The organism is Pseudoxanthomonas sp. CF385 (assembly GCF_900104255.1).
Taxonomy (GTDB): Bacteria; Pseudomonadota; Gammaproteobacteria; order Xanthomonadales; family Xanthomonadaceae; genus Pseudoxanthomonas_A.
On the sequence record NZ_FNKZ01000002.1, the window covers coordinates 768,430 to 791,427 of the forward strand.

At 68.7% G+C, this 22,998-nt stretch carries 19 protein-coding genes; 11 read left to right on the forward strand and 8 right to left on the reverse strand.

Translation table 11 applies throughout. The annotated features are described in order from the left end of the window. Window positions 1-190 precede the first annotated feature (190 nt). Window positions 191-1,858, forward strand: a complete 1,668-nt coding sequence (gene ettA, locus BLT45_RS13845; RefSeq protein WP_093301102.1) for an energy-dependent translational throttle protein EttA — start codon at window positions 191-193, stop codon at window positions 1,856-1,858. 76 nt (window positions 1,859-1,934) lie between these two features. On the opposite strand, the gene BLT45_RS13850 is transcribed toward ettA, so the two are convergent. Beyond that, complete coding sequence (locus BLT45_RS13850; RefSeq protein ID WP_175455855.1) at window positions 1,935-2,726, reverse strand: DUF3667 domain-containing protein; 792 nt, start codon at window positions 2,724-2,726, stop codon at window positions 1,935-1,937. A 195-nt stretch (window positions 2,727-2,921) separates the two neighbouring features. Here BLT45_RS13850 and BLT45_RS13855 point away from each other — a divergent pair, with 195 nt between their 5' ends. Then, window positions 2,922-4,004: a methyl-accepting chemotaxis protein gene (locus tag BLT45_RS13855; RefSeq protein ID WP_093301109.1), complete on the forward strand. Its 1,083-nt coding sequence runs from the start codon at window positions 2,922-2,924 to the stop codon at window positions 4,002-4,004. 13 nt (window positions 4,005-4,017) lie between these two features. Here the strand turns inward: BLT45_RS13855 and BLT45_RS13860 are convergent, their stop codons facing one another. After that, window positions 4,018-4,341, reverse strand: a complete 324-nt coding sequence (locus BLT45_RS13860; RefSeq protein ID WP_093301111.1) for a Rieske (2Fe-2S) protein — start codon at window positions 4,339-4,341, stop codon at window positions 4,018-4,020. Between the two features lie 90 nt (window positions 4,342-4,431). Between BLT45_RS13860 and BLT45_RS13865 the strand changes: the two genes are divergently transcribed. The 4 genes from BLT45_RS13865 to BLT45_RS13880 all read left to right on the forward strand — a co-directional run bounded on the left by BLT45_RS13865 (window position 4,432) and on the right by BLT45_RS13880 (window position 7,442). Further along, window positions 4,432-4,704, forward strand: a complete 273-nt coding sequence (locus BLT45_RS13865) for a hypothetical protein (RefSeq protein ID WP_093301114.1) — start codon at window positions 4,432-4,434, stop codon at window positions 4,702-4,704. Window positions 4,705-4,770: 66 nt separating this feature from the next. Continuing rightward, entirely contained in the window at window positions 4,771-5,478 is a 708-nt protein-coding gene (locus tag BLT45_RS13870; protein WP_093301116.1) for a fumarylacetoacetate hydrolase family protein, read from the forward strand. A gap of 77 nt (window positions 5,479-5,555) precedes the next feature. Continuing rightward, complete coding sequence (gene mscL, locus BLT45_RS13875) at window positions 5,556-5,960, forward strand: large-conductance mechanosensitive channel protein MscL (protein WP_093301118.1); 405 nt, start codon at window positions 5,556-5,558, stop codon at window positions 5,958-5,960. Between the two features lie 93 nt (window positions 5,961-6,053). Next, the gene (locus BLT45_RS13880; RefSeq protein WP_093301120.1) at window positions 6,054-7,442 is read left to right on the forward strand and encodes a M28 family peptidase; all 1,389 of its coding nucleotides are present in this window, start codon (window positions 6,054-6,056) and stop codon (window positions 7,440-7,442) included. 99 nt (window positions 7,443-7,541) lie between these two features. Here the strand turns inward: BLT45_RS13880 and BLT45_RS13885 are convergent, their stop codons facing one another. From BLT45_RS13885 to cysD, 6 genes are all read right to left on the reverse strand, one after another. Then, a complete protein-coding gene (locus BLT45_RS13885; RefSeq protein WP_093301122.1) occupies window positions 7,542-8,378 on the reverse strand; it encodes a TrmH family RNA methyltransferase in 837 nt (278 codons plus the stop codon). Window positions 8,379-8,457: 79 nt separating this feature from the next. Next, window positions 8,458-9,000, reverse strand: coding sequence for a GNAT family N-acetyltransferase (locus BLT45_RS13890; RefSeq protein ID WP_093301124.1), 543 nt, complete (start codon window positions 8,998-9,000; stop codon window positions 8,458-8,460). Next, entirely contained in the window at window positions 8,993-12,127 is a 3,135-nt protein-coding gene (locus BLT45_RS13895; RefSeq protein ID WP_093301126.1) for an efflux RND transporter permease subunit, read from the reverse strand. Before BLT45_RS13895 ends, BLT45_RS13890 begins: the two co-directional genes overlap by 8 nt. A gap of 5 nt (window positions 12,128-12,132) precedes the next feature. Beyond that, complete coding sequence (locus BLT45_RS13900) at window positions 12,133-13,230, reverse strand: efflux RND transporter periplasmic adaptor subunit (RefSeq protein WP_093301128.1); 1,098 nt, start codon at window positions 13,228-13,230, stop codon at window positions 12,133-12,135. 151 nt (window positions 13,231-13,381) lie between these two features. Next, the gene (gene cysN / locus BLT45_RS13905; protein WP_093301130.1) at window positions 13,382-15,271 is read right to left on the reverse strand and encodes a sulfate adenylyltransferase subunit CysN; all 1,890 of its coding nucleotides are present in this window, start codon (window positions 15,269-15,271) and stop codon (window positions 13,382-13,384) included. Further along, window positions 15,271-16,182: a sulfate adenylyltransferase subunit CysD gene (gene cysD / locus BLT45_RS13910; protein ID WP_093301132.1), complete on the reverse strand. Its 912-nt coding sequence runs from the start codon at window positions 16,180-16,182 to the stop codon at window positions 15,271-15,273. Before cysD ends, cysN begins: the two co-directional genes overlap by 1 nt. Window positions 16,183-16,384: 202 nt before the next feature. Here cysD and BLT45_RS13915 point away from each other — a divergent pair, with 202 nt between their 5' ends. The 5 genes from BLT45_RS13915 to BLT45_RS13935 all read left to right on the forward strand — a co-directional run bounded on the left by BLT45_RS13915 (window position 16,385) and on the right by BLT45_RS13935 (window position 22,931). After that, window positions 16,385-18,250 carry an assimilatory sulfite reductase (NADPH) flavoprotein subunit gene (locus BLT45_RS13915; protein ID WP_093301134.1) on the forward strand — a complete coding sequence of 622 codons (1,866 nt, stop codon included), beginning with the start codon at window positions 16,385-16,387 and terminating at the stop codon, window positions 18,248-18,250. 96 nt (window positions 18,251-18,346) lie between these two features. Further along, entirely contained in the window at window positions 18,347-20,050 is a 1,704-nt protein-coding gene (gene cysI, locus BLT45_RS13920; protein ID WP_093301136.1) for an assimilatory sulfite reductase (NADPH) hemoprotein subunit, read from the forward strand. After that, a complete protein-coding gene (locus tag BLT45_RS13925) occupies window positions 20,047-20,760 on the forward strand; it encodes a phosphoadenylyl-sulfate reductase (protein ID WP_093301138.1) in 714 nt (237 codons plus the stop codon). Before cysI ends, BLT45_RS13925 begins: the two co-directional genes overlap by 4 nt. A 141-nt stretch (window positions 20,761-20,901) precedes the next feature. Further along, window positions 20,902-22,164 carry a sensor histidine kinase gene (locus BLT45_RS13930; RefSeq protein ID WP_093302105.1) on the forward strand — a complete coding sequence of 421 codons (1,263 nt, stop codon included), beginning with the start codon at window positions 20,902-20,904 and terminating at the stop codon, window positions 22,162-22,164. Continuing rightward, window positions 22,161-22,931 (forward strand): LytR/AlgR family response regulator transcription factor, encoded by a 771-nt coding sequence (locus BLT45_RS13935; protein ID WP_093301140.1) that lies wholly within the window; start codon window positions 22,161-22,163, stop codon window positions 22,929-22,931. Before BLT45_RS13930 ends, BLT45_RS13935 begins: the two co-directional genes overlap by 4 nt. Window positions 22,932-22,998: the final 67 nt, after the last annotated feature.

Here is a 22,998-nt window from a genome sequence, read left to right on the forward strand (position 1 = left end):
CATCATGCGCATTTCGTCTGAACCGCTTCCCGCTGGAAAGCGGTTACGGGACAACAGTCCCAAAACGCTGGGAAGCCGTTCAGCCAGCGGCTCCGACGGCCTGAACGGCTATACTGGGCACCTTCCCCATGTTCACCTGTTCGCCTGCCGGTCTCCGGTCGGGTGACGGGCCCTGCGTACCGGAGCCTGCATGTCCTCGCAATACATCTACACCATGAACCGGGTCAGCAAGGTGGTCCCGCCCAAGCGGCAGATCATCAAGGACATCTCGCTGTCCTTCTATCCGGGCGCGAAGATCGGTCTGCTGGGTCTCAACGGCGCCGGCAAGTCCACCGTGCTGAAGATCATGGCCGGCGTGGACAAGGACTTCGAAGGCGAGGCCCGTCCGCAGCCCGGCATCAAGGTCGGCTATCTGGCGCAGGAGCCGGAACTGAATCCCGAGCACACCGTCCGCCAGGCCGTCGAGGAAGGCGTGGGCGACGTGCTGCAGGCCCAGGCCGCGCTGGAAGCCGTGTATGCCGCTTACGCAGAAGAAGGCGCCGACTTCGACGCCCTCGCCAAGGAACAGGAGCGCTTGGAAGCGATCCTCGCCGCCGGTGACGCACACACCCTGGAAAACCAGCTGGATGTGGCCGCCGACGCGCTGCGCCTGCCGCCGTGGGACGCGATCGTCGGCAAGCTGTCCGGCGGCGAGAAGCGCCGCGTGGCGCTGTGCCGCCTGCTGCTGCAGAAACCCGACATGCTGCTGCTCGACGAACCGACCAACCACCTCGACGCCGAGTCCGTCGAGTGGCTGGAACAGTTCCTTGCCCGCTACACCGGCACCGTGGTGGCCGTCACCCACGACCGCTACTTCCTCGACAACGCCGCCGAGTGGATCCTCGAGCTCGACCGCGGCCGCGGCATTCCGTGGAAGGGCAACTACACCGACTGGCTGGTGCAGAAGGACGAGCGCCTGAAGCAGGAAGACAACCAGGAAAAGGCCCGCCAGAAGGCGATCCAGAAAGAACTGGAGTGGTCGCGCCAGAACGCCAAGGGCGGCCGTTCGAAGGGCAAGGCCCGTCTGGCCCGCCTGGAAGAACTGCAGTCGGTCGACTACCAGCGCCGCAACGAGACGAACGAGATCTTCATCCCGCCGGGTGAGCGCCTGGGCAACTCGGTGATCGAGTTCAAGAACGTCTCGAAGAAGTTCGGCGATCGCCTGCTGATCGACAACCTGAGCTTCCTCGTTCCCGGCGGCGCCATCGTCGGCATCATCGGCCCGAACGGCGCCGGCAAGTCGACGCTGTTCAAGATGATCACCGGGCAGGAGAAGCCGGACTCCGGCACGATCACCACCGGCCCGACGGTGCAGCTGGCCTACGTCGACCAGAGCCGCGACAAGCTGGAAGGCAACCACAACGTCTTCCAGGAAATTTCCGGCGGCCTGGACATCCTCAACATCAACGGCGTGGAGATCCAGTCGCGCGCCTACATCGGCCGCTTCAACTTCAAGGGCCAGGACCAGCAGAAGATGGTCGGCTCGCTGTCGGGCGGTGAACGCGGCCGCCTGCACATGGCCAAGACGCTGCTGCAGGGCGGCAACGTGCTGCTGCTCGACGAACCGTCGAACGACCTCGACATCGAAACGCTGCGTGCGCTGGAAGACGCGCTGCTGGAGTTCCCCGGCAACACGTTCGTCATTTCGCACGACCGCTGGTTCCTGGACCGCATCGCCACGCACATCCTCGCCTTCGAAGGCGATTCGCACGTGGAGTTCTTCCAGGGCAACTACCGCGAGTACGAGGAAGACAAGAAGCGTCGCCTGGGCGAAGAAGGTGCACGCCCGCACCGTTTGCGGTTCAAGGCGCTGAAGTAAGCCACCCGAGGCTTGCTGGGCATCCCAACAATAAAAGCCGGCGAAAGCCGGCTTTTATTGTTCGCGCGCAGATGGATCAATGGGTCATCGCGACGAATACGTAAGCAGCGGCCAGGGTGATCAGGCCCTGCACCAGCATGAAGCCCCCCAAGCCCACCAACGTACGCAACGCGGTGGTCCAGACCGAGTGGTTGCGGAACAACTGGACGAGCGAGAACACGGCGTAGAGGGACGCCACCGCGACGGACCATTCCTGGGCATGCGGCACCCACTTCCGCACGAGGATGGCCAGCGCCATGAAGACGAATGTCTGTACCGTCAGGAAGGCGGTCACCACGAGCCATTCAGGGTAGTTGAGGCCCCTGCCGCGGAACGCGAGCCAGAACGCAGCGGCCTCGAATGGCAGGAGGAAGAGGGTGACGGCGGTGAGGTGGACGTTGATCCAATCCTTCACCATGTTGAAGGTGCCCATCGCGACAGCGGGATCGACGCCCGAGCCCGGCTGCGTGGCGCCCGATTCCGAAAAACCTGCCTGCATCGCGGAGCCCAGCAGGTCGCCACCCAGCAGATACTTGCCGAGCAGCACGACAGCGGCGGCCGAGATCATCAGCAGCAGCAAGGGCTTCACCTGGTTCGCACGCCGCCCTTCCAGGTAGCTGCGGATCAGATGCCCGGGCCGCAGCATCAGCTCCTTGAGCGAGTACAGGATCCCTCGATCCATGTGGAGCACGCTGTGCTCCAGCTCATGGCCGAGGAAATGCCAGTCGATGCGGTGCACCGGCGTGGGCTGGCCGCAGGCGGGACAGAATTTCTGGTCGGAACCGGCGACCGCTCGGCCGCAGTTGATGCAGGTACTCGCGTCGCCCATCTCGGTCCCCTGTCCGTGGTCGGCGGATTCTAGGGAAGCGCCGAACGAACGTCCAACCCGCGAGTCCATCTCGCCCCATCGAGGGGAAAACATGCACCGTCGCGGTGCCGGTTAAAGCGCTGGACGGACCCGCCGATAGCGCTCCAATGACGGCCATGCGCACGCGCATGGACACCCCTCTACGCAAGGAGCCCCATGAACGCACGCGCCGCCGACCCCACCGACGACGCCGGCATCGACGACCACATCCAGTCCGTCTCGGGACTGTCGGACGCGCTGCTCAAGCAACTGCGGCAATCGCTGCAGAAGATCGACGAGATCAACCGCATCACCCGCATCATCTCGATGAACGCCCGCATCGAGGCCGTGCGCATCGGCACCGCGGGACGCAGCTTCGGCGTGATCGCCGAAGAGATGGACACGCTCTCGCGCCGGGTCAGCGACACCGCGCAGGAGATCGACCGCATGGCCGGCCGTACCAGCACCGACCTGCGCGAACGGCTGGAGCAGCTGCAGACCGATGTGCGCCGCACGCGCCTGACCGATCTGGCGCTGGCCAACATCGACCTGATCGACCGCAACCTCTACGAACGCAGCTGCGACGTGCGCTGGTGGGCGACCGACGCGGCCGTGGTCGCCGCCGCGCAGGACCCGCAGCCTTCGACGCTCGCCCATGCCAGCCAGCGGTTGGGGCAGATCCTGGATTCGTACACGGTGTACTTCGACCTGGTGCTCGCCGACCTGCAGGGCCAGGTGATCGCCAACGGGCGTCCGCGGCAGTACCGCTCCAAGGGCCAATCGGTGGCGCAGCAGGACTGGTTCCAGTCGGCGATGGCCACGCAGAGCGGCGAGGCCTTCGGCTTCCAGTCCATGCACGCGAGTGCGCTGGCCGGGGGCGAACGCGTGCTCGTCTACTCCTGCACGGTGCGCGAAGGCGGGCGCGTGCAGGGACGGCCGCTGGGCGTGCTCGGCATCGTGTTCCGCTGGGACGCACTGGCGCAGACCATCGTCGAGCACACGCCGCTGTCCGATGCCGAATGGCGCCGCAGCCGGGTCTGCATCGTCGATGGCCAGGGTCGCGTGCTGGCCGACACGCCGTCAGGCGATGCCACGGCGCGCCTGGACTTCCCGGGCCGCGCGAGCCTGTTCGCCGAACCGCGCGCCGCCACCGAGTTGGTCATCGACGGCCGTCCCCACTGCATAGCGCAGGCGGCCTCGCCCGGCTACGAGACCTACCGGACCGGCTGGCACTGCGTGATCCTGCAAGGCACCGGCTAGGCCGGCGCAGGGCTCAGGCGAGCCACACCTCGCCATCGCGGACCTGCACCGCGATGGCATGCAGCGCGTCGCCGCGGCACGGTCCGGCGACGCAGTCGCCACGCTGCAGTTCGAACGAGGCGCCGTGCGCAGCGCAGACCAGGTGGCCTTCCTTGCTCTTCAGGAACTGCCCCGGCGCCCAGTCCAGCCGGCGGCCCGCGTGCGGGCAGACATTGAGCCAGGCCCGGACCGCATCGCCATCGCGATGGAGGATCAAGGATTCCGCATCGTCGCCGATCACGGCCTCAACTTCGGCGAAACCGCCTTCCACGATGTCATTCAGTGCGGTCAGTCGCATACGGCTTAACGAAGTTCTCACACGGTCATATAACGGTCATCCGATACTGCGTGTACCGGCCCCCGCCGCATTCTGTCACGACGCAACGCCATGCACGCACGCCCCTTCCCGTTCAACGCCTTCCGTAACGCCTTCGCGCCCCGCAAGCCGCGTCATCCGCTGCTGCGCCTGGGCATCGGCCTGGTGGGCCTGGCCTTGCTGGCGGTGCTGGTGTTCTTCAGCGTGTTCGTCGGCGCGGCGATGATCGCCGGCGGCCTGCTCTACAAGCTGCTGCGCCAGCGCGGCAAGCCGGTGGCGCGCGACCGCGCGATGGAAGGCGAATACCAGGTGGTCAGCAAGGCAGCCCTGCCGCTGCCGCGTTAAGCGCGCCAACGCGGGACATCGTTCCCGCCTACACTCTGCGGCCTCCCGATACAGTGGATCGCCGCCATGGCCGACATCATCCCCACCCCGCCCGTGCCGCGCGTTCCCGTGCGCGGTGGCGGCACCTTCCCGGTGCGCCGCATCTTCTGTGTGGGCCGCAACTTCGCCGACCATGCGCGTGAGATGGGCGCGGCCGCACCGGCGTCGAAGGCCGAGCGAGGCGTGCCGGTGTTCTTCCACAAGCCGGCCGATGCGATCGTCACCAACGATGCGGATGTGCCTTACCCGCCCGGCACGAACGACCTGCACCACGAGGTAGAGCTGGTCGCGGCCCTGGGCGTCGATGCGCCCGTCGGTGAGCTGTCGCGCGAAGCCGCCGAGGCCCTGGTCGTCGCCTATGGCGTGGGCCTGGACCTGACCCGCCGCGACCTGCAGGGCGCCGCAAAAGCCAAAGGCCTGCCGTGGGACACCGGCAAGGGCTTCGATCATTCGGCGCCGATCAGCGAGCTGGTCGCCGCGGCGGACGTGGGCGCGCTCGACACCCGCACGCTGACCCTGCGCGTGAACGGCGATGTCCGCCAGCACGGCGCGCTGCACGACCTGATCTGGGACGTGCCCGACATCCTGCATGAACTGTCGAAGCTCTACGCACTGAAGGCCGGCGACCTGGTCTTCATGGGCACGCCTGCCGGCGTCGCGGCGCTGGTGCCGGGCGACGCGTTCGTCGCCTCGCTCGATGGCGTGGTGGAACTGCGCGGACGCATCACCGGCTAACCCTGCCTTGCGTCGTCGACGCACGGCGCTATAGTCCACGGCACAGGCGTGTCGGCGCCGTTCACGGAGATCCCTCGATGGGCATGGTCAGCGAGTTCAAGGAATTCATCGCACGCGGCAACGTGGTCGACCTCGCCGTCGGCGTGGTGATCGGCGCAGCCTTCGGCAAGATCGTCACCACCCTGGTGGACAAGATCATCATGCCGCCGATCGGGTTGCTGGTCGGTGGCGTGGATTTCTCGAAGTGGGCGTGGACGCTGAAGGAAGCCACGGTCGATGCCGCAGGCAAGGAGATTCCCGCCGTCGTGATCGGCATCGGCGAATTCCTCAACACGGTGATCCAGTTCGTCATCGTCGCCTTCGCGATCTTCCTGCTGGTCAAGGCGGTCAACCGCCTGCACCGCAAGCCCGAGGCCGCGCCCGCCGCGCCGCCGGAAGACGTGCTGCTGCTCCGCGAGATCCGCGACGCGCTGAAGAAGTAGCGATACGCGGCGTTCCGGATCGGCAACGCCGTCGACGGAAACACGGGGCCACGGGCTGCTAAGCTCGTGGCCTTCGTTTTTCCGGGACTTTCCATGCGTCTTGCTCCGCTGCTGCTCGCCCTGGCCGTCGCCACACCCGCTTTCGCCGCCTCCCGCGAAACCCGCATCCCCGATGCCTCGCTCGCCACCGCTGCGCAGCTGCGCGAGCAGGCCCTCGCCGACCGCACCGGCTGGAACGTCGTCGAATCGCTGACCACCGAAGTGGGCCCGCGCCTGGCCGGCAGCGAGGCCGATGCCAAGGCGGTGGCGTGGGCGCAGGCGAAGTTCAAGGCGCTGGGTTTCGACAAGGTCTGGATCGAGCCGGTGACGTTCCCGAAGTGGGAGCGCCGCAGCGAGCGCGCATCCGTCGTCGGCGCGCATGCGCAGCCGCTGACCGTCACCGCGTTGGGCGGCAGCCCCGCAGGCACGGTGGAGGCGGAGATCGTCCGCTTCGCCGACCTCGCTGCGCTGGACGCGGCGCCGGAGGGTTCGCTGGCCGGCAAGATCGCCTTCGTCGATTACCCGATGAAGGCCGCGCGCGATGGCAGCGATTACCGCAATGGCGGCGCGATCCGCTCCAAGGGCCCGTCGGCCGCCATCCGCAAGGGCGCGATCGCGTTCCTGATGCGCTCCGCTGGCACCGACAACCACCGCGTCGCGCACACCGGCATCACCCGTTTCGACGAAGGCCTGACGCCCGTGCCGTCGGCCTCGCTGACCATTCCCGACGCCGACCAGCTGACGCGCCTGCTGCAGCGTGGACCCGTGCGCGTGTCGCTCGCGCTGGAGTGCGGTTGGGACGGGGAATACACCTCGCACAACGTGATCGGCGAGATCACCGGGCGCAGCCTGCCGAAGGAGGTCGTGGTGATCGGCGGCCACCTGGATTCCTGGGATCTGGGTACCGGCGCGATCGACGACGGCGCCGGCGTCGCCATCACCATGGCCGCCGGCCACCTGATCGGCCAGTTGAAGCAGGCGCCCAAGCGCACGATCCGGGTGATCGCCTTCGCCAATGAGGAGCAGGGCCTGTACGGCGGCAAGGCGTACGCGGAGAAGCACCTGGGCGACATCACCCGCCACCAGATCGGCGCGGAGAGCGACTTCGGCGCGGGTCGCATCTATGCGTTCGACACCGGCGCGCCCGAACACGCACGCAAGGCCACCGAACAGATCGCGCAGGCGCTGGCGCCGCTGGGCATCGAGTACGCGCCCGGCAAGGGCAGCGCGGGCCCGGACATCAGCCCGTTCGCCGCCAAAGGCATGGCGTGGGCGTGGCTGGCGCAGGACGGCAGCGACTACTTCGACCTGCACCACAACGCCGACGACACGCTGGACAAGATCGACCCGGCCGCACTGGCGCAGAACGTGGCCGCGTACACGGTGTTCGCCTATCTCGCTGCCGAAGCAGACGGCAATTTCGGCAGCCAGCTCAAGGAATGACGGCGTAGAGCCAAGCTTGCCCGGCTGAGAGATGTCGAGAAGACCAGCGGAGCGAGCTCCGCTCTACAAAGGCAGAAGAGCAGCGGAGCGAGCTCCGCTCTACGCGCGCTGCTTCCACTGCGCCAGGAAGACTGCCGTCGCCGCCGCGACATTGAGGCTCTCGACGGCGCCGCTGCCGGGAATCGACAGGCGCGCATCGCAGGCTTCGGCAAGGCGTGCGTCCATGCCCTCGCCTTCCGCACCCATCACGTAGACGAGGCGTCGCGGCAGTTTCGCCGCGAAGAGATCGTCGCCGCCGCGCACCACGGTGGCGGCCAGCGAGAATCCTGCATTCCGCAACTGGGCGGCCGCATTGTCGGTCTGCCCCATGCGCACCAGCGGCACCTGCTCGGCGCCGCCCTCGGCCACGCGCGCGGCCGCGCCGGAGAGCGCCAGGGTCGAATCGCGCGGCAGCAGGATGCCGGCCACCCCGAAATGCGCGGCCGAGCGCAGGATCGCGCCGAAGTTGTGCGGATTCCCTACACCATCGAGCCACAGCGCCGCGACGGGCTGGCCGTCGGGCAGCGTGCGCAGCCAGTCGCCCATCGATGCCGGCTCCCGCTTCACGACGTCCGCCACCACGCCTTCGTGGTGCGTGCTGCCGGCCAGCCGGTCGAGATCGCCCTCTTCCACCACGCGATAGCCCACGCGCTGCTTCACGCACCAGGCCAGCAGGGGCTTCAACGCGTGGATGCGCGACTCCAGCAGGTAGAGCTTGCGGATCGCCTCGGGCCGTCGGTCGAACACGGCCTGCACGGCGTTCAGCCCATACAGGCGCAGCTCGCTGCGCGGCGCAGCGGGAGGTGCAGGCGCCCGAGGTTCGGTAGCGCGAGGCGCTTGCGGGCCATCGGCACGCGGAGGACGGCCGGCAGGCCGCTTGTCCCAGGGGCCGGTCATCTCATGCCCGCCTGATCGATGCTGTATCCATGCGGGGATTCTTCCACGATCGCGCCGGCCTGCGAAGCGCCGTCGCGCCCTAGACGACGAACAGGCGACCGAACAGCCTCAGATCGTGGAAGCCATCGGGCTTCTGCAGGGCGGAGCGCCGGACGCCTTCCTCCGTGAACCCGTTCTTCTCCAGCACCCGCGCCGAGGCCGGATTGACGTCGAGTACGTTCGCCTCGATCCGGCGCAGCGCGAGCACGGGCACGACCCAGTCGATGTAGGCGGCGACCACGCGCGTCATGTGGCCGCGGCCCCAGTGCCGCCGACCGAGCCAGTAGCCCAGTTCCGCGCCGTGCGCCCGTTCGCCGGCCTGCGGACGCACCGCGATGCCGCCGCAGGCCTCGCCCTCCATCTCGATGGCGAAGACCGGATGGCGGAAATCCACGACGCGGCCTGCCAGGAAGGCTTCGCCGTCGGCGCGGGTGTAGGGATGCGGGAAACGTTCGCTCAGGCCGCGCGGCACCTGCGGATCGTCGGCATGCCGCAGCAACGCGTCGAGATCGTCCTGCCGCCAGGCGCGCAGCAGGAACCCCTCGCCGTCGATGCGCACACCGTCGAACGGGCGATCAGCCATGGCCACCGACGGAGGGGGTTTCCGCTTCCAGCTTGCTCAACTCGTGCGCGACCGCTTCCGGCGAGCGCGTGAACGGGGCCAGCAGCGCGTAGAACGCCGGCACCACGTACAGCGAGAGCAGCGTGGAGAAGGTCACGCCGAAGATCACCACGATGCCGATGGTGGCGCGGCTGGCCGAACCCGGTCCGCCGGCGAGCACCAGCGGCACCGCGCCGACGACGGTGGCGACCGAGGTCATCAGGATCGGGCGCAGGCGCACGCGGGCGGATTCTGCGATGGCTTGGGCCACGCTGGCGCCGTCGTCGCGCAGCTGGTTGGCGAACTCCACGATCAGGATGCCGTTCTTCGCCGCCAGGCCGATCAGCATCACGATGCCGATCTGGCTGAAGAGGTTCAGGGTGCCGCCGGTGACCCACAGGCCGATCAGCGCACCCAGCACCGCCAGCGGCACGGTCAGCATGATGACCAGCGGATGGACGAAGCTCTCGAACTGGGCGGCCAGCACCAGGTAGACGATCAGCAGCGCCAGGGTGAAGGTCAGGAGGATCGCGCCGCCGGCTTCCTGGTACTCGCGCGATTCGCCCTTCCAGTCGATCTGCGCGTAGTCGGGCAGCTCTTCGTCCACCGCCTGCCGCGTCCATTCCAGCGCCTCGCCCATCGTGTAGCCCGGCGCGAGGCCGGCGCTGATGGTGATCGCGCGCAGGCGGTTGAAGCGGTTGAAGGTGCCGGGCTCGGCGATCTCGCTCAGGGTGACCAGGTTGGACAGCGGGATCAGCGCACCGTCGCTGCCGCGCACGTAGGTCTGCGCGAGGTCTTCGGTGTTGGCGCGCTTCTCGCGGCCGGCCTGCAGCATGACATCGTACTCCTCGCCGTTGTCCACGTACGTGGTCACCTGGCGCGAGCCCATCATCGTTTCCAGCGTGCGGCCGATCTCCTGCACCGACACACCAAGGTCGGCGGCGCGGTCGCGGTCGATGTTCACCCGCATCTGCGGACGCGTTTCCTTGTAGTCCGAATCCGGATCCTGGATGCCGGGATTGGATTCCATCCGCTGCAGGATGCGGTCGCGCCACTGCGCCAGTTCGGCGTAGTCGGGGCCGCCCAGCACCAGCTGGTAGCGCTGGCCGCGGCTGCCGACCAGGCCGCCGGCCACATTGGCGCGCGCCTGCACGCCGGGCAACTTGGAGAGTTCGGCGCGCAGGCCGTTGACGACATCGTCGGTGGTGGCTTTGCGCTCGTGCCAGTCCTGCAGGAACACGACGACCTGGCCGGTATGCATGTCCTCGCTGCCGCCAAAGCCGCGCGGCACGCGCGAGTTGGCGCGCTCGATCGGTTTGTCGCCGCCGACCTGGCCCATCACGATGCGCTCGACCTGCTGCATCTGGTTGACCATGTAGTCGAAGCCGGCGCCTTCCGGCCCGTCGACCATCACGAAGAAGCGGCCACGATCTTCCGACGGCGCCAGTTCGCTGGGCACGCGCAGGCCGAGCACAACGATGGCCACGCCGCACAGCGCCATCGCCAGCAGCACCAGGCCGAGGATGCGCTTGCCGCTCATCGCCACCAGGCGCTCGACGTGCCGCCCGTAGCCATCGCTGACGCGGCTGAGCGTGCGGTTGGTCCAGGCGTTCAGTCCACGCGGTTCGGTGTGGGGGCGCACCAGCTTGGACGACATCATCGGCGTCAGCGTCAGGGCGACGAACGCCGAGATCGCCACCGCCGCCGCCAGCGCCACCGACAGCTCGCGGAACAGGCGGCCGGTGTTGCCTTCCATGAAGCCCACCGGCAGGAACACCGCCACCAGCACGGCGGTGGTCGCGATCACCGCGAACGCGACCTGGGTGGTGCCGCGGCGCGCCGCGACCAGTGCCGGTTCGCCCAGGTCGGCGCGGCGCTGCACGTTTTCCAGCACCACGATGGCGTCGTCCACCACCAGGCCGATGCAGAGCACCAGCGCGAGCAGGGTCAGCAGGTTGATCGAGAAGCCGAACGCGTACAGCGCGATGAACGCGGAGATCAGGCACACCGGCACCGTCACCGCCGGGATCAGCGCGGCGCGCAGGCTGCCGAGGAACAGCCAGATGACCAGGAACACCAGCACCATCGCCTCGGCCAGCGTCCAGTACACGCGCTCGATGGAGGCTTCGATGAAGGTGGTGCTGTCGAAGGCGACGAAGATCTCGGTGTCCTTGGGCAGCGTCTGCTGGATCACCTCGGCTTCGGCGCGCGCGGCGCGGGCCACGTCCAACGCGTTCGCCGTGGATGTACGCACGATGCCCAGGCCGACGTTCGGGACCGCATTGCTGCGCAGGTAGGAGCGGCGCTCTTCCGCGCCCAGTTCCACCTGCGCCACGTCGCCGAGGCGCACCACGTAGCCGTCGGCACCCTTGCGCAGCGGCAGCTGCGCGAACTGTTCCGGACGCTGGTAGCCGCGCTCGACGCGCAGGGTGAAGTCGCGCGTCTGCGACTCGATCCGGCCCGCCGGCAACTCGACGTTCTGTGCGCGCAGCGCGGTCTCGACGTCGCTGGTGGTGACGCCACGCGCCGCCATCGCCTCGCGGTCCAGCCAGATGCGCATCGCATAGCGCTGGCCGCCGCCCAGCTGCACGCGCGCCACGCCATCGAGGGCGGACAGCCGATCCAGCACGTAGCGGTCGGCGTAGTCGGTCAGCTCCATCGTGTCCATCGCGGTGGAACGCATGTTCAACCAGATGATGACGTCGGCGTCGGCCTCGACCTTGGAGATCTGCGGCGGATCGGCTTCTTCCGGCAGGCGATTCATCACCCGGCTGACGCGGTCGCGCACGTCGTTGGCCGCCGCTTCGATGTCGCGGCTGAGGTTGAACTCGATGGTGACGTCGGCGCGGCCGTTGCGGCTGCTGGACTGGATGGTCTTGATGCCTTCGATGCCGGACAGGCCGTCCTCGAGGATCTGGGTGATGCGCGTCTCGACCACGGCGGCCGAGGCGCCCGGGTAGTTCACTTCCACCGAGACGATCGGCGGGTCGATGTTGGGCAGCTCGCGCAAGGTCAGGCGCAGGAACGACATCACGCCCAGCACGACCAGCAGCAGGCTGACCACCACCGCGAAGACGGGGCGCTTGATCGACAGGTCGGAGAGCTTCATGGCGCTCAGCCCTGGCCGTCGGCGGCGGGCGCGTCCTGCTTCGCCGGCGCGGCGGGCGCGGCATCGGCGACCTTCACGCCGGGACGCAGCTTGCCGGTGCCGTCGATGACGATGCGATCGCCCGCGGCCACGCCCTTCACGATTTCGACCCGGCCATCGCGACGCACGCCGGCGGCGACCGACGCCTGCTCGACGCTGCCGTCGGCCTTCACCCGGTACACGAACGAATCACGTCCCACCTGCACCACCGCGATCTCCGGGATCACCAGCGCCTGGCGCTCGGGACGGAACAGGCGCACGTCGAGCAGCATGCCCGGGCGCAGCTTGCGGCCGTCGTTGGGGAATACGGCGCGCACGGTGACCGCGCGGGTGGCCGGATCGATGCGCGCATCGACGGTCTCGACCTTGCCTTCGAAGGTTTCGCCCGGGAACGCCGTCGCGGTGGCGGTGACGGCATGGCCGCCCTCCACCGAGGCCAGGGCCGCTTCCGGCACCTGGAAGTCCACGTACATGCGCGAGACGTCGTCGAGCGTGGCGATGGTGCTGTTGGCGGTGATCAGCGAACCGGGGCTGACCTGACGGATGCCGAGTACGCCGGCGAACGGCGCACGCACGCTGCGATCGCCGATGTCGGCGCGGGCCTGGCGCACGCGCGCGGCGGCGGCATCGCGCAACGCCAGCTGGGTGTCCAGCTGCGAACGCGCGATCAGCTGCTGGTCGGCGAGTTCCTTCTGCCGGCGGTACAGGCGCTCTGCTTCGGCGAAGGTCGCCTCGGCCTGGACCAACGCAGCCTGCGCCGCGTCGCCCTTCAGGGTGACCAGCTTCTGGCCCGCGGCGACCTGCTGGCCGCTTTCGAAATGCACGTCCTGGACGATCTCGCTGACCTTCGCGGTCAGGGTGACGGACTCACGTGCCTTGGCGGTGCCCAGCGCCTGCAGCGTGTCGCTCCACGCCGATGGCTGCACCACCGCGGTGGTGACCGGAATCGGACGCTCCGCCGCGTTGCCGTTCGCCTTCGCCTGCGGCTCCGACCCGCCGCAGGCGGCGAGCAGCAGGAGCGGCAGGACGCCCGCAAGGCGGAGGGTTCCGGATCGGCTGAGCATGGATCATCCCGTAATCTTCGTTATCCACGCAGTTTAGCGAGCCTGCGTGACATACGCTGCGGTGGATGCGGCGGTTCGTGCCTGAAACGCGCCGAAGGGCGCGCGGTGGACACAGCCGACCATGACCAATGACCCTTGCGGCGACCGCCCGTCAGTCGAGGCCGAGATGGGCCAGGACCTGCAGGGCCAGCGCCTCCGGATCGCCCGCGCCCGCGTCCAGATGAAGCTCCGGCTGCTCCGGCGCTTCGTACGGGGAATCGATGCCGGTGAAGTTGGGGATCAGGCCGGCACGCGCCTTCTTGTACAGCCCCTTCACGTCGCGCGCTTCGGCCACGGCCAACGGCACATCGACGAACACTTCGACGAACTCGCCGTCGTCGAAACGTGCGCGCGCCATCCGGCGCTCGGCACGGAAGGGCGAGATGAAGCTGACCAGCACGATCAGGCCGGCGTCGGCCATCAGCCTGGCCACTTCCGCCACGCGGCGGATGTTCTCCACGCGATCCTCGTCGGTGAAGCCCAAGTCGCGGTTCAGCCCGTGGCGCACGTTGTCGCCGTCCAGCAGGAAGCTGTGGTAACCCAGCGCATGCAGGCGCTTGTCCACCAGGTTGGCGATCGTCGACTTGCCCGCACCGGACAGGCCGGTGAACCAGAGCACCTTCGGCGCCTGTCCCTTCTGCCGCGCGCGCGCCGCCTTGTCCACGTCCACGTGCTGCCAGTGCACGTTGCCCGCGCGTCGCAGGGCGAAGTCCAGCGTGCCGGCACCGGCGGTCGCGTTGTCGTAGCGGTCGATCAGGATGAAACCGCCCAGCGCGCGATTACGCGCATAGGCCTCGAACGCGATCGGCTCGTCCAGGCTGAGGTTGCAGTAGCCCACTTCGTTGAGCTCCAGCCGCTTGGCGGCCAGGTGCTCCTGCGTGTTCACGTCGATGCGGTGCTTGATCTCGGTGACCGTGGCCGACACCGTGCGTGCGCCGATCTTCAGCCAGTACGGCCGGCCCGGCAGCAGCGGCGCGTCGGACATCCACAGCAGGTGGGCGGCGAACTGGTCGGCGACTTCGGGCGGATCGCCGGCGGCGGCGATCACGTCGCCGCGGCTGATGTCGATTTCGTCGGCCAGGGTCAGCGTGACCGCCTGGCCGGCCGAAGCGGACGCGACCTCCCCATCGGCATCGAGCACCTGCGCCACGCGCGTGCGGCGCGATGACGGCAGCACGACCACCTCGTCGCCCGGCTTGACCACACCGGCCGCGATCGTGCCGGCGTAGCCGCGGAAGTTCTGGTGGGGACGATTCACCCATTGCACCGGCAGGCGCAGGCCGGCGCCACCGTCCAGCGCGTCGATCTGCACGCGCTCCAGGTGTTCGAGCAACGCGGGACCCTCGTACCAGGGCGTGCGCGCCGACCGCGACGACAGGTTGTCGCCCTCCAGCGCCGACAGTGGGATGCAGGTGACCTCGTCGATACCCAGGCGCTGCGCCAGCGCGCGGTAGTCGGCGGCAATGCGCGCGAACACGGCCGGGTCGAAGTCGACCAGGTCCATCTTGTTCACTGCGAGCACGACGTGGCGGATGCCGAGCAGCGACACGATGTAGCTGTGCCGGTGGGTCTGGGTCAGCAGGCCCTTGCGTGCATCCACCAGCACCACGGCCAGGTCCGCGGTGGACGCGCCGGTGGCCATGTTGCGCGTGTACTGCTCGTGGCCGGGGCAGTCGGCGACGATGAACTTCCGCTGGTCGGTGTCGAAGTAACGGTAGGCCACGTCGATGGTGATGCCCTGCTCGCGCTCGGCGGCCAGGCCGTCCAGCAGCAGCGCATAGTCGATGCGTTCGCCCTGGGTGCCGTGCTTGCGGCTGTCCTTCTCCAGCGCAGCCAGCTGGTCGTCGAACAGGCGCTTGCTGTCGTACAGCAGGCGGCCGATCAGCGTGCTCTTGCCGTCGTCCACACTGCCGCAGGTGATGAAGCGCAGCAGCGGCTTGGCTTCGTGCTGCTTGAGGTAGGACGCGATGTCGGTGGCGGCGCTGCTAGAAGGCGTGCTCATCAGAAGTAGCCCTCCAGCTTCTTCTTCTCCATCGACGCCCCGGGGTCGTGGTCGATCACCCGGCCCTGCCGTTCGGAACTGGTGGTCACCAGCATCTCGGCGATGATCTTCTCCAGCGAATCGGCGTCGGACTCGATCGCGCCGGTCAGCGGATAGCAGCCCAGCGTGCGGAAGCGCACGCGGCGCTGCTGGGGCACTTCGCCCTCGCGCAGCGGGAGGCGTTCGTCATCCACCATCAGCAGGGCGCCGTCGCGCTCGACCACCGGCCGCTCGGCGGCGAAGTACAGCGGCACCACCGGGATGTGCTCGCGGTAGATGTAGAGCCAGATGTCCAGCTCGGTCCAGTTCGACAGCGGGAACACCCGCACGCTCTCGCCGGTATTGATGCGCGCGTTGTAGAGGTTCCACAGTTCGGGACGCTGGTTCTTCGGGTCCCAGCGGTGCTTGTCGTTGCGGAACGAGAACACGCGCTCCTTGGCGCGCGACTTTTCCTCGTCGCGACGGGCGCCGCCGATGGCCGCGTCGAACTTGTAGTGGTCCAGCGCCTGCTTCAGGCCCTGGGTCTTCATCACGTCGGTGTGGACGGTGGCGCCGTGGCTGATCGGGCCGATGTCGCGGGCGATGCCGTCCGGGTTGATGTGCACGCGCAGGTCCACGCCGGTCTCGGCGGCGCGGCGGTCGCGGAAGGCGATCATCTCGCGGAACTTCCAGCGCGTGTCCACGTGCAGCAGCGGGATCGGCGGCCGGGCCGGGGCGAACGCCTTCAGCAGCAGGTGCAGCAGCACCGAGCTGTCCTTGCCCACCGAGTACAGCAGCACCGGGTTGCGGAACTCGGCGGCGACCTCCCTCAGGATGTGGATGCTTTCCGCTTCCAGGCGGTCGAGGTGGGACAGGCGGTGTACGGCGGTCATCGAGGGGCGCGGCAGGGGTGGAATCCGGACGCGCTAGCCTAGCAGGGCTTCGCCATGGGACCGGGAGGGCGGCCAGTATTCGGCCGCGGGCTCATGCCGGCGAAATAAGCGGGGGACATAAGCCCATAACCATGCGTCCTTTCAGCCCGCGGCAACGGCTTCCTAACATCGACCGTCCCAGTCGCGCCCGTGGGCCCTGCCGATGTCCGCCACCCAGCCTGTCCTCGCCCCCATCCCCCTCGCGGAGGAACGGCGGGCGCTGCTGGCCCAAGCGGTGGCCGGCCTGGATGGCGCCAGCCTGTGGTGGATCTCCGGGTATGCCGCCGGCCTGGCCCAGGCCCAGCTGGTCCCTCAAGTCCTCGCTGCGCATCCGCAAGCCCTGGCGGTCGTGCCCGCCGCGACGCCGCAGACCGCCCAGCGCCTGACCATCGTCTATGGCAGCCAGACCGGCAACGCGCGCCGGGCCGCCGAAGCCCTCGCCCACGACGCCGAGGCCGCCGGCCTGGTCGTGCGGCTGCTGCGCGCCGACGCCTACCCGCAGCGCGAGCTGGCGGCCGAACGCCTCCTCTATATCGTGATCAGTACCCAGGGCGAAGGCGATCCCCCGGACGACAGCATCGGCCTGGTCGAGTTCCTGCGCGGCAAGCGTGCGCCCAAGCTGCCCGAACTGAAGTTCGCGGTGCTGGGCCTGGGCGATTCGAGCTATGCCGACTTCTGCGGCATCGCCCAGCGCCTCGACACGCGCCTGGCCGAGCTCGGCGGCAGCCGGGTGCTGCCGGCCGGCCTGGCCGACCTGGACATCGATACCGTCGCCACGCCCTGGCGCGCACAGGCCCTCAGCCAGGCCCGCGAGCTGTTGAAGGCGCCGGCAGCCGCCGCGCCGCTGGCCACGGTCACCCCGCTGCGTCCGTCGGGCCAACCCGCGTGGTCGCATGAACATCCGTTCCCGGCCGAGCTGCTGCTCAACCAGCGCATCAGCGGCCGTGACTTCAAGGGCCCGCGCTTCGGCCAGCACGGCACCGCCGACAAGGACGTGCGCCATGTCGAGCTGTCGCTGGAAGGCAGCGGCCTGCATTACGAGCCCGGCGATGCGCTGGGCGTGCGCCACCGCAATCCGGTCGCGCTGGTCGAAGGCGTGCTTGATGCGCTGCGCCTGGACGGCGAGACCGCGGTCAGCGACGGCGGCGATACGCTGCCGCTGCGTGAGTGGCTGGCCGCGCGCCGCGAACTGACCCGCCTGTCGCGGCCGTTCCTGGCCACGCACGCCGCGCACGCGCAGGCGGACGACCTGAACGCCCTGCTCGGCCCGGCGAATGCGCCGTCGCTGGCGCAGCTGTTCGGCAGCCACCAGATCATCGACGTACTGCGCCGCTGGCCTGCCGGCTGGAGCGCGCAGGAACTGGTCGCCGCCCTGCGCCCTCTCGCGCCGCGCCTGTATTCCATCGCCTCCAGCCGCAAGCGCGTGGGCGAGGAAGCGCACCTGACCGTGGACGTGCTCGGCTACCAGGCCTTCGGCCACGCCCACGGCGGCGCCGCCAGCGGCTTCCTGTCCACGTTGGACGAAGGCGACCAGGTGCCGGTGTATGTCGAGGCCAATGAACGCTTCCGCGTGCCGGCCGACGGCAGCCGCGACATCCTGATGATCGGCCCGGGCACCGGCGTGGCGCCGTTCCGCGGCTTCGTGCAGGAGCGCGCCGAGACCGGCGCGCGCGGCCGCAACTGGCTGTTCTTCGGCGCCCCGCACTTCAACCACGGCTTCTTCTACCAGAGCGAATGGCAGGACGCTCTGCGCAGCGGCGAACTGCATCGCCTGGACCTGGCCTTCTCGCGCGACCAGGCCCGCAAGATCTACGTGCAGGACCGCCTGCGGGAGCGCGGCCGCGAGGTCTACGCCTGGCTGCAGAACGGCGCGCACCTGTACGTCTGCGGCGCCATCGCCATGGGCAAGGACGTGCATGCCGCGCTGCAGGCCATCGTGGCCGAGCACGGCGGACTGGATGAGGAATCGGCGCGCGAGTACCTGGTGCAGCTGCAGACGGAGGGACGCTATAGCCGCGATGTGTATTGAGTCCCGCGCGGTTGTGGGAGCGACGTGAGTCGCGATCCCAGGACTCCGGACGAAGCCATCGCGACTCACGTCGCTCCCACACCCAGGACCATCGCCATGAGCAGCCACTCCGTCGAAGACATCAAATCCGAGAGCCACCGCCTGCGCGGCAGCCTGCTCGACAGCCTGGCCGATCCGGTCACCGGCGCGCTGCGCGAATCGGACCAGACCCTGATCAAGTACCACGGCAGCTACCAGCAGGACGACCGCGACCTGCGCGACGAGCGTCGCCGGCAGAAGCTGGAGCCGGCGTACCAGTTCATGATCCGCACGCGCACGCCCGGTGGCGTGGTCACGCCCGAGCAATGGCTGAAGCTGGACGCCATCGCCACGCAGTACGCCAACCACTCGCTGCGCATCACCACCCGCCAGGCGTTCCAGTACCACGGCGTGATCAAGCGCGAACTGAAGGCCACGATGCAGGCCATCAACGCGGCGCTGATCGATACCCTGGCGGCGTGCGGCGATGTCAACCGCAACGTGCTGGTCGCCGCTAATCCGCTGGAATCACGCGCGCACGCCGAGGTGCAGGCCTGGGCGACGAAGCTCTCCGAGCACCTGCTCCCGAACACCCGCGCCTACTACGAGATCTGGCTGGACGAAGAGCGCGTGGCCGGCAGCGGCGAGGAAGAGGAGCCCATCTACGGCGCGACCTACCTGCCGCGCAAGTTCAAGATCGGTTTCGCCGTCCCGCCGGTCAACGACGTGGACGTGTTCGCCAACGACCTGGGCTTCATCGCGGTCCTCGAGGACGGCGTGCTGGCCGGCTTCAATCTGGTGATCGGCGGCGGCATGGGTTCCACCCACGGCGATGCCGAAACCTACCCGCGCGTCGGCAACGTGGCCGGCTTCATCACGCCCGAGCAGTTGCTCGACGTCGCCACGGCCGTGGTCACCACCCAGCGCGACCTCGGCAACCGCGAGCAGCGCAAGCGCGCGCGCTTCAAGTACACGATCGACGACCACGGCCTCGACACCGTCGTCGGCGAAATCGAGCGCCGCAGCGGCGTGACGCTGCAACCCGTGCGCGCGTTCCGCTTCGACCACAACGGCGATCGCTACGGCTGGGTGGAGGGCGAGGACGGGCGCTGGCACCTCACCCTGCACCTGTTCGCCGGCCGCATCGCCGACACCGCGCATGCCACCCACCTGACCGGCTTGCGCGAGATCGCCAACGTGCACCGCGGTGAGTTCCGGATGACGCCCAACCAGAACCTGGTGATCGCCGGCGTGCCCGCAGGCGAACGCGAGCGCATCGACGCGCTGGTGAAGACGCACGGGCTCGACGACGGCCAGCGCCTGGGCACGGCCCTGCAGCGCGCGGCGGTAGCCTGCGTGTCGCTGCCGACCTGCGGCCTGGCGATGGCGGAAGCCGAACGCTACCTGCCCGACTTCACCGACCGCCTGCAGCCGCTGCTGGAGAAGCACGGCCTGCGCGATGCGCCGATCCTGCTGCGCATTTCGGGCTGCCCGAACGGCTGCTCGCGCCCCTACCTCGCCGAGATCGCCCTCGTCGGCAAGGCGCCCGGCCGCTACAACCTGATGCTCGGCGGCGACGCGCGCGGCCAGCGCCTCAATACGCTGTACCGCGAGAACATCGACGAGGCGGCCATCCTCGACGTCCTCGACGGGCTCTTCGCGCGCTATGCCGGCGAGCGCCACGCCGACGAAGGCTTCGGCGACTTCCTGCACCGCAGTGGCGTCGTCGCCCTGCCGTCGTATCCCACCCACCGACAGATCGCACTGGACCTGCACGCATGAGCGCCCCCGCCCTTTCCCTGGACACCGACCAGATCGCGGAGCACAACGCCTGGCTGGAAACGCAGACCGCCGAACAGCGCGTGGCGTGGGCGCTCCGTCACGGACCTGCGGAGGCCGCGATGTCCTCCAGCTTCGGCGCGCAGGCGGCCGTACTGCTGCACATGGTCTCGCAGCAGAAGCCGGACGTGCCGGTGGTGCTGATCGACACCGGCTACCTGTTCCCGGAAACCTACCGCTTCGCCGACGAACTGGTGGAACGGCTCAAGCTCAACCTGCAGGTCTTCCGGCCGCTGGTCAGCCGCGCCTGGATGGAGGCCCGCCACGGACGCCTGTGGGAACAGGGCCTGGTCGGCATCGAGCAGTACAACAGCCTGCGCAAGGTGGAGCCGATGAAGCGCGCCCTGAGTGAACTGGGCGTGGGCACCTGGTTCACCGGCCTGCGCCGCACCCAGTCCACCAGCCGGGCGAATGCCCCGGTGCTGCAGCAGCGCGAGGCGCGCTGGAAGATCAATCCCATCGTCGACTGGACCGACCGCGACGTCTGGCAGTACATGAAGCAGCACGACCTGCCCTACCACCCGCTGTGGGAGCAGGGCTACGTCTCGATCGGCGACTTCCACACCACGCGCCGCTGGGAACCCGGGATGCGCGAGGAAGACACCCGCTTCAACGGTCTGAAGCGCGAATGCGGCATCCACGTCGAGGTCTGACGCCCGCCCGCCCCGGGGCCTGACGTTCGCGCCGGGCCAGCCCGGTTTCATCGCCGGATCGCCGGCTCCGTCGCGGCCCCCCTTCCCTCCGCAGGCCGCCCCGTTATCCTCCACGGCACTCCCCAAGCCGTGGTGCCCGACGTGTTCCCCAGCCTGCTCCTGATCATCCGCATCCTCATCGCCTGGTTCGTCGCGATCCTGATGGCGGGCTTGGTGTGGAACGGCCTGTTCGACCACACGTTCCTGTCCGGCACCGCCAGCTGGCTGTTCAACCTGGCCGCGACGCTGGTGATGATCTCGGTGCTGATCGGCCTGATCAGCCACCTGCGTCGGATCTGGCTGATCACCGGCCGCCTGGACAGCGCCACGCTGTCGAGCCGCCAGCGCCGGCAGATCGAAGTGCCACTGGACACCGCCGCGGCGTTCGCGCTGACCGAAGGCGCACTGCGCGAACTGCCCCGCGCCGAAGACGTCGAGAGCGCGCCCGACAGCCTGCAGGTGCGGGTCAAGGTGCGCCGCGCGGACAGCTTCGACGGCCCCAGCCAGCCTTCGCGCTTCAACATCATGGCCCGCTTCGCGGTGAAGCGCGATCTCGTGCAGGCCACCGTCACGCCCGGCAACGGCACCAGCAGCATCACCCTGATGGTCGGCCCCGAAGCGAGCGCATGGCTGGACCTGTTCGTGCTCGACGATGGCGTCAACGTGGAGAACGCCGAGGCCGTGACCCGCGCCATCACCCGCCGCGTCGCCGACCAGCGCCGGCAGGAGCAGGCCGACGTCGTGAAGACCGTCAGCGAGAAGGAGCTGACCGTGGCGCGCCTGAACCTGCTCAACGCGCAGGTCGAGCCGCACTTCCTCTACAACACGCTGGCCAGCGCGCAGGTGCTGACCCGCACCGATCCGCCGCGCGCCGACATCATGCTCGGCCACCTGATCCAGTACCTGCGCAGCTCGCTGCCGCGCACCGACGACGCGCTGTCCACCCTGGGCGAGGAACTGGAACTCACCCAAGCCTACCTGGAGATCCTGAAGATCCGCATGGGCTCGCGGCTCAACCTGCAGGTCGAGGTGCCGGAGGCGCTGAAATCCGTGCCGATGCCGTCGATGATGCTGCAGACGCTGGTCGAGAACGCGATCAAGCACGGCCTCGAACCCAAGACCGGCGGCGGCACGATCTGGATCCTCGCCCGCAAGCACGACGACCACGCCACGCTCACCGTCGCCGACGACGGCCAGGGTTTCGGCGGCCAGAGCACCGGCACCGGCATCGGCCTGAAGAACCTGCGCGAGCGCCTGCGCCTGACGTTCGGCAACGACGCCTCGTTCGCCATCGTCTCCAACTTCCCCAGTGGCGTCGCCGCCACGCTGACGCTGCCGCTGGACGGCAAGGCAGGTGCCGCATGAACTTCCGGGGCGTGATCGCCGAAGACGAGGAGCTGCTGCGCACCGCCCTGTCCTCGCTGCTGAAGGAGGCCTGGCCGCAGCTGGAGATCGTGGCCGAATGCGAGGACGGCGCCAGTGCGCTGGAATCGATCGCCGAGATGCAGCCGGACGTGGCCTTCCTCGACATCCGCATGCCCGGCCTGACGGGCATCGAGGTCGCCCGCGGCCTGGCCGATGCCAGCCCGCGCACGCAGGTGGTGTTCGTCACCGCGTACGACCAGTACGCCATCGACGCGTTCGAACAAGGCGCGATCGATTACCTGCTGAAGCCGATCACCCGCGAACGGTTGCTGGCCACCGTGCAGCGCATCCAGGCACGCGCGGCGGCGGGGCATCCGGATGGCGCCACCCTGGACGCGTTGCTGCGCCATCTGTCGGCGCGCCAGGCCGCACCGTCCAAGCCGCCGCTGGTGTGGATCACCGCCAGCGCGGGCAAGGACACCAAGCTGATCATGGTGGACGACGTGGCCTACTTCCAGGCCGACAACAAGTACACCACGGTGATGACGGCCGAAGGCGAATCGCTGTTGCGCACGCCGCTGCGCGAACTGCTGGATTCGCTGGACGCCACCACCTTCAAGCAGATCCACCGCTCCACCATCGTCAACATGAAGGCCGTGGCCTCGGTCAGCCGCGACGACACCGGCCGCGGCCGGCTGAAGCTGAAGACCCGTCCGGAGACGCTGACCGTCAGTCAGCCCTTCATGAGCCTGTTCCGCAACATGTAGCGCCGACGTAAACCCTGCCGCCCCGTGCGGCATCCAACGTGGCATCACCGGCATGGCGCCTGCGCGC

What these genes read in the sequence shown, in the direction of transcription:
- ettA (WP_093301102.1), top strand. Translation starts at nt 191, where the DNA reads ATGTCCTCGCAATACATCTACACCATGAACCGGGTCAGCAAGGTGGTC.
- BLT45_RS13850 (WP_175455855.1), bottom strand. Translation starts at nt 2,726, where the DNA reads ATGGGCGACGCGAGTACCTGCATCAACTGCGGCCGAGCGGTCGCCGGT.
- BLT45_RS13855 (WP_093301109.1), top strand. Translation starts at nt 2,922, where the DNA reads ATGAACGCACGCGCCGCCGACCCCACCGACGACGCCGGCATCGACGAC.
- BLT45_RS13860 (WP_093301111.1), bottom strand. Translation starts at nt 4,341, where the DNA reads ATGCGACTGACCGCACTGAATGACATCGTGGAAGGCGGTTTCGCCGAA.
- BLT45_RS13865 (WP_093301114.1), top strand. Translation starts at nt 4,432, where the DNA reads ATGCACGCACGCCCCTTCCCGTTCAACGCCTTCCGTAACGCCTTCGCG.
- BLT45_RS13870 (WP_093301116.1), top strand. Translation starts at nt 4,771, where the DNA reads ATGGCCGACATCATCCCCACCCCGCCCGTGCCGCGCGTTCCCGTGCGC.
- mscL (WP_093301118.1), top strand. Translation starts at nt 5,556, where the DNA reads ATGGGCATGGTCAGCGAGTTCAAGGAATTCATCGCACGCGGCAACGTG.
- BLT45_RS13880 (WP_093301120.1), top strand. Translation starts at nt 6,054, where the DNA reads ATGCGTCTTGCTCCGCTGCTGCTCGCCCTGGCCGTCGCCACACCCGCT.
- BLT45_RS13885 (WP_093301122.1), bottom strand. Translation starts at nt 8,378, where the DNA reads ATGACCGGCCCCTGGGACAAGCGGCCTGCCGGCCGTCCTCCGCGTGCC.
- BLT45_RS13890 (WP_093301124.1), bottom strand. Translation starts at nt 9,000, where the DNA reads ATGGCTGATCGCCCGTTCGACGGTGTGCGCATCGACGGCGAGGGGTTC.
- BLT45_RS13895 (WP_093301126.1), bottom strand. Translation starts at nt 12,127, where the DNA reads ATGAAGCTCTCCGACCTGTCGATCAAGCGCCCCGTCTTCGCGGTGGTG.
- BLT45_RS13900 (WP_093301128.1), bottom strand. Translation starts at nt 13,230, where the DNA reads ATGCTCAGCCGATCCGGAACCCTCCGCCTTGCGGGCGTCCTGCCGCTC.
- cysN (WP_093301130.1), bottom strand. Translation starts at nt 15,271, where the DNA reads ATGAGCACGCCTTCTAGCAGCGCCGCCACCGACATCGCGTCCTACCTC.
- cysD (WP_093301132.1), bottom strand. Translation starts at nt 16,182, where the DNA reads ATGACCGCCGTACACCGCCTGTCCCACCTCGACCGCCTGGAAGCGGAA.
- BLT45_RS13915 (WP_093301134.1), top strand. Translation starts at nt 16,385, where the DNA reads ATGTCCGCCACCCAGCCTGTCCTCGCCCCCATCCCCCTCGCGGAGGAA.
- cysI (WP_093301136.1), top strand. Translation starts at nt 18,347, where the DNA reads ATGAGCAGCCACTCCGTCGAAGACATCAAATCCGAGAGCCACCGCCTG.
- BLT45_RS13925 (WP_093301138.1), top strand. Translation starts at nt 20,047, where the DNA reads ATGAGCGCCCCCGCCCTTTCCCTGGACACCGACCAGATCGCGGAGCAC.
- BLT45_RS13935 (WP_093301140.1), top strand. Translation starts at nt 22,161, where the DNA reads ATGAACTTCCGGGGCGTGATCGCCGAAGACGAGGAGCTGCTGCGCACC.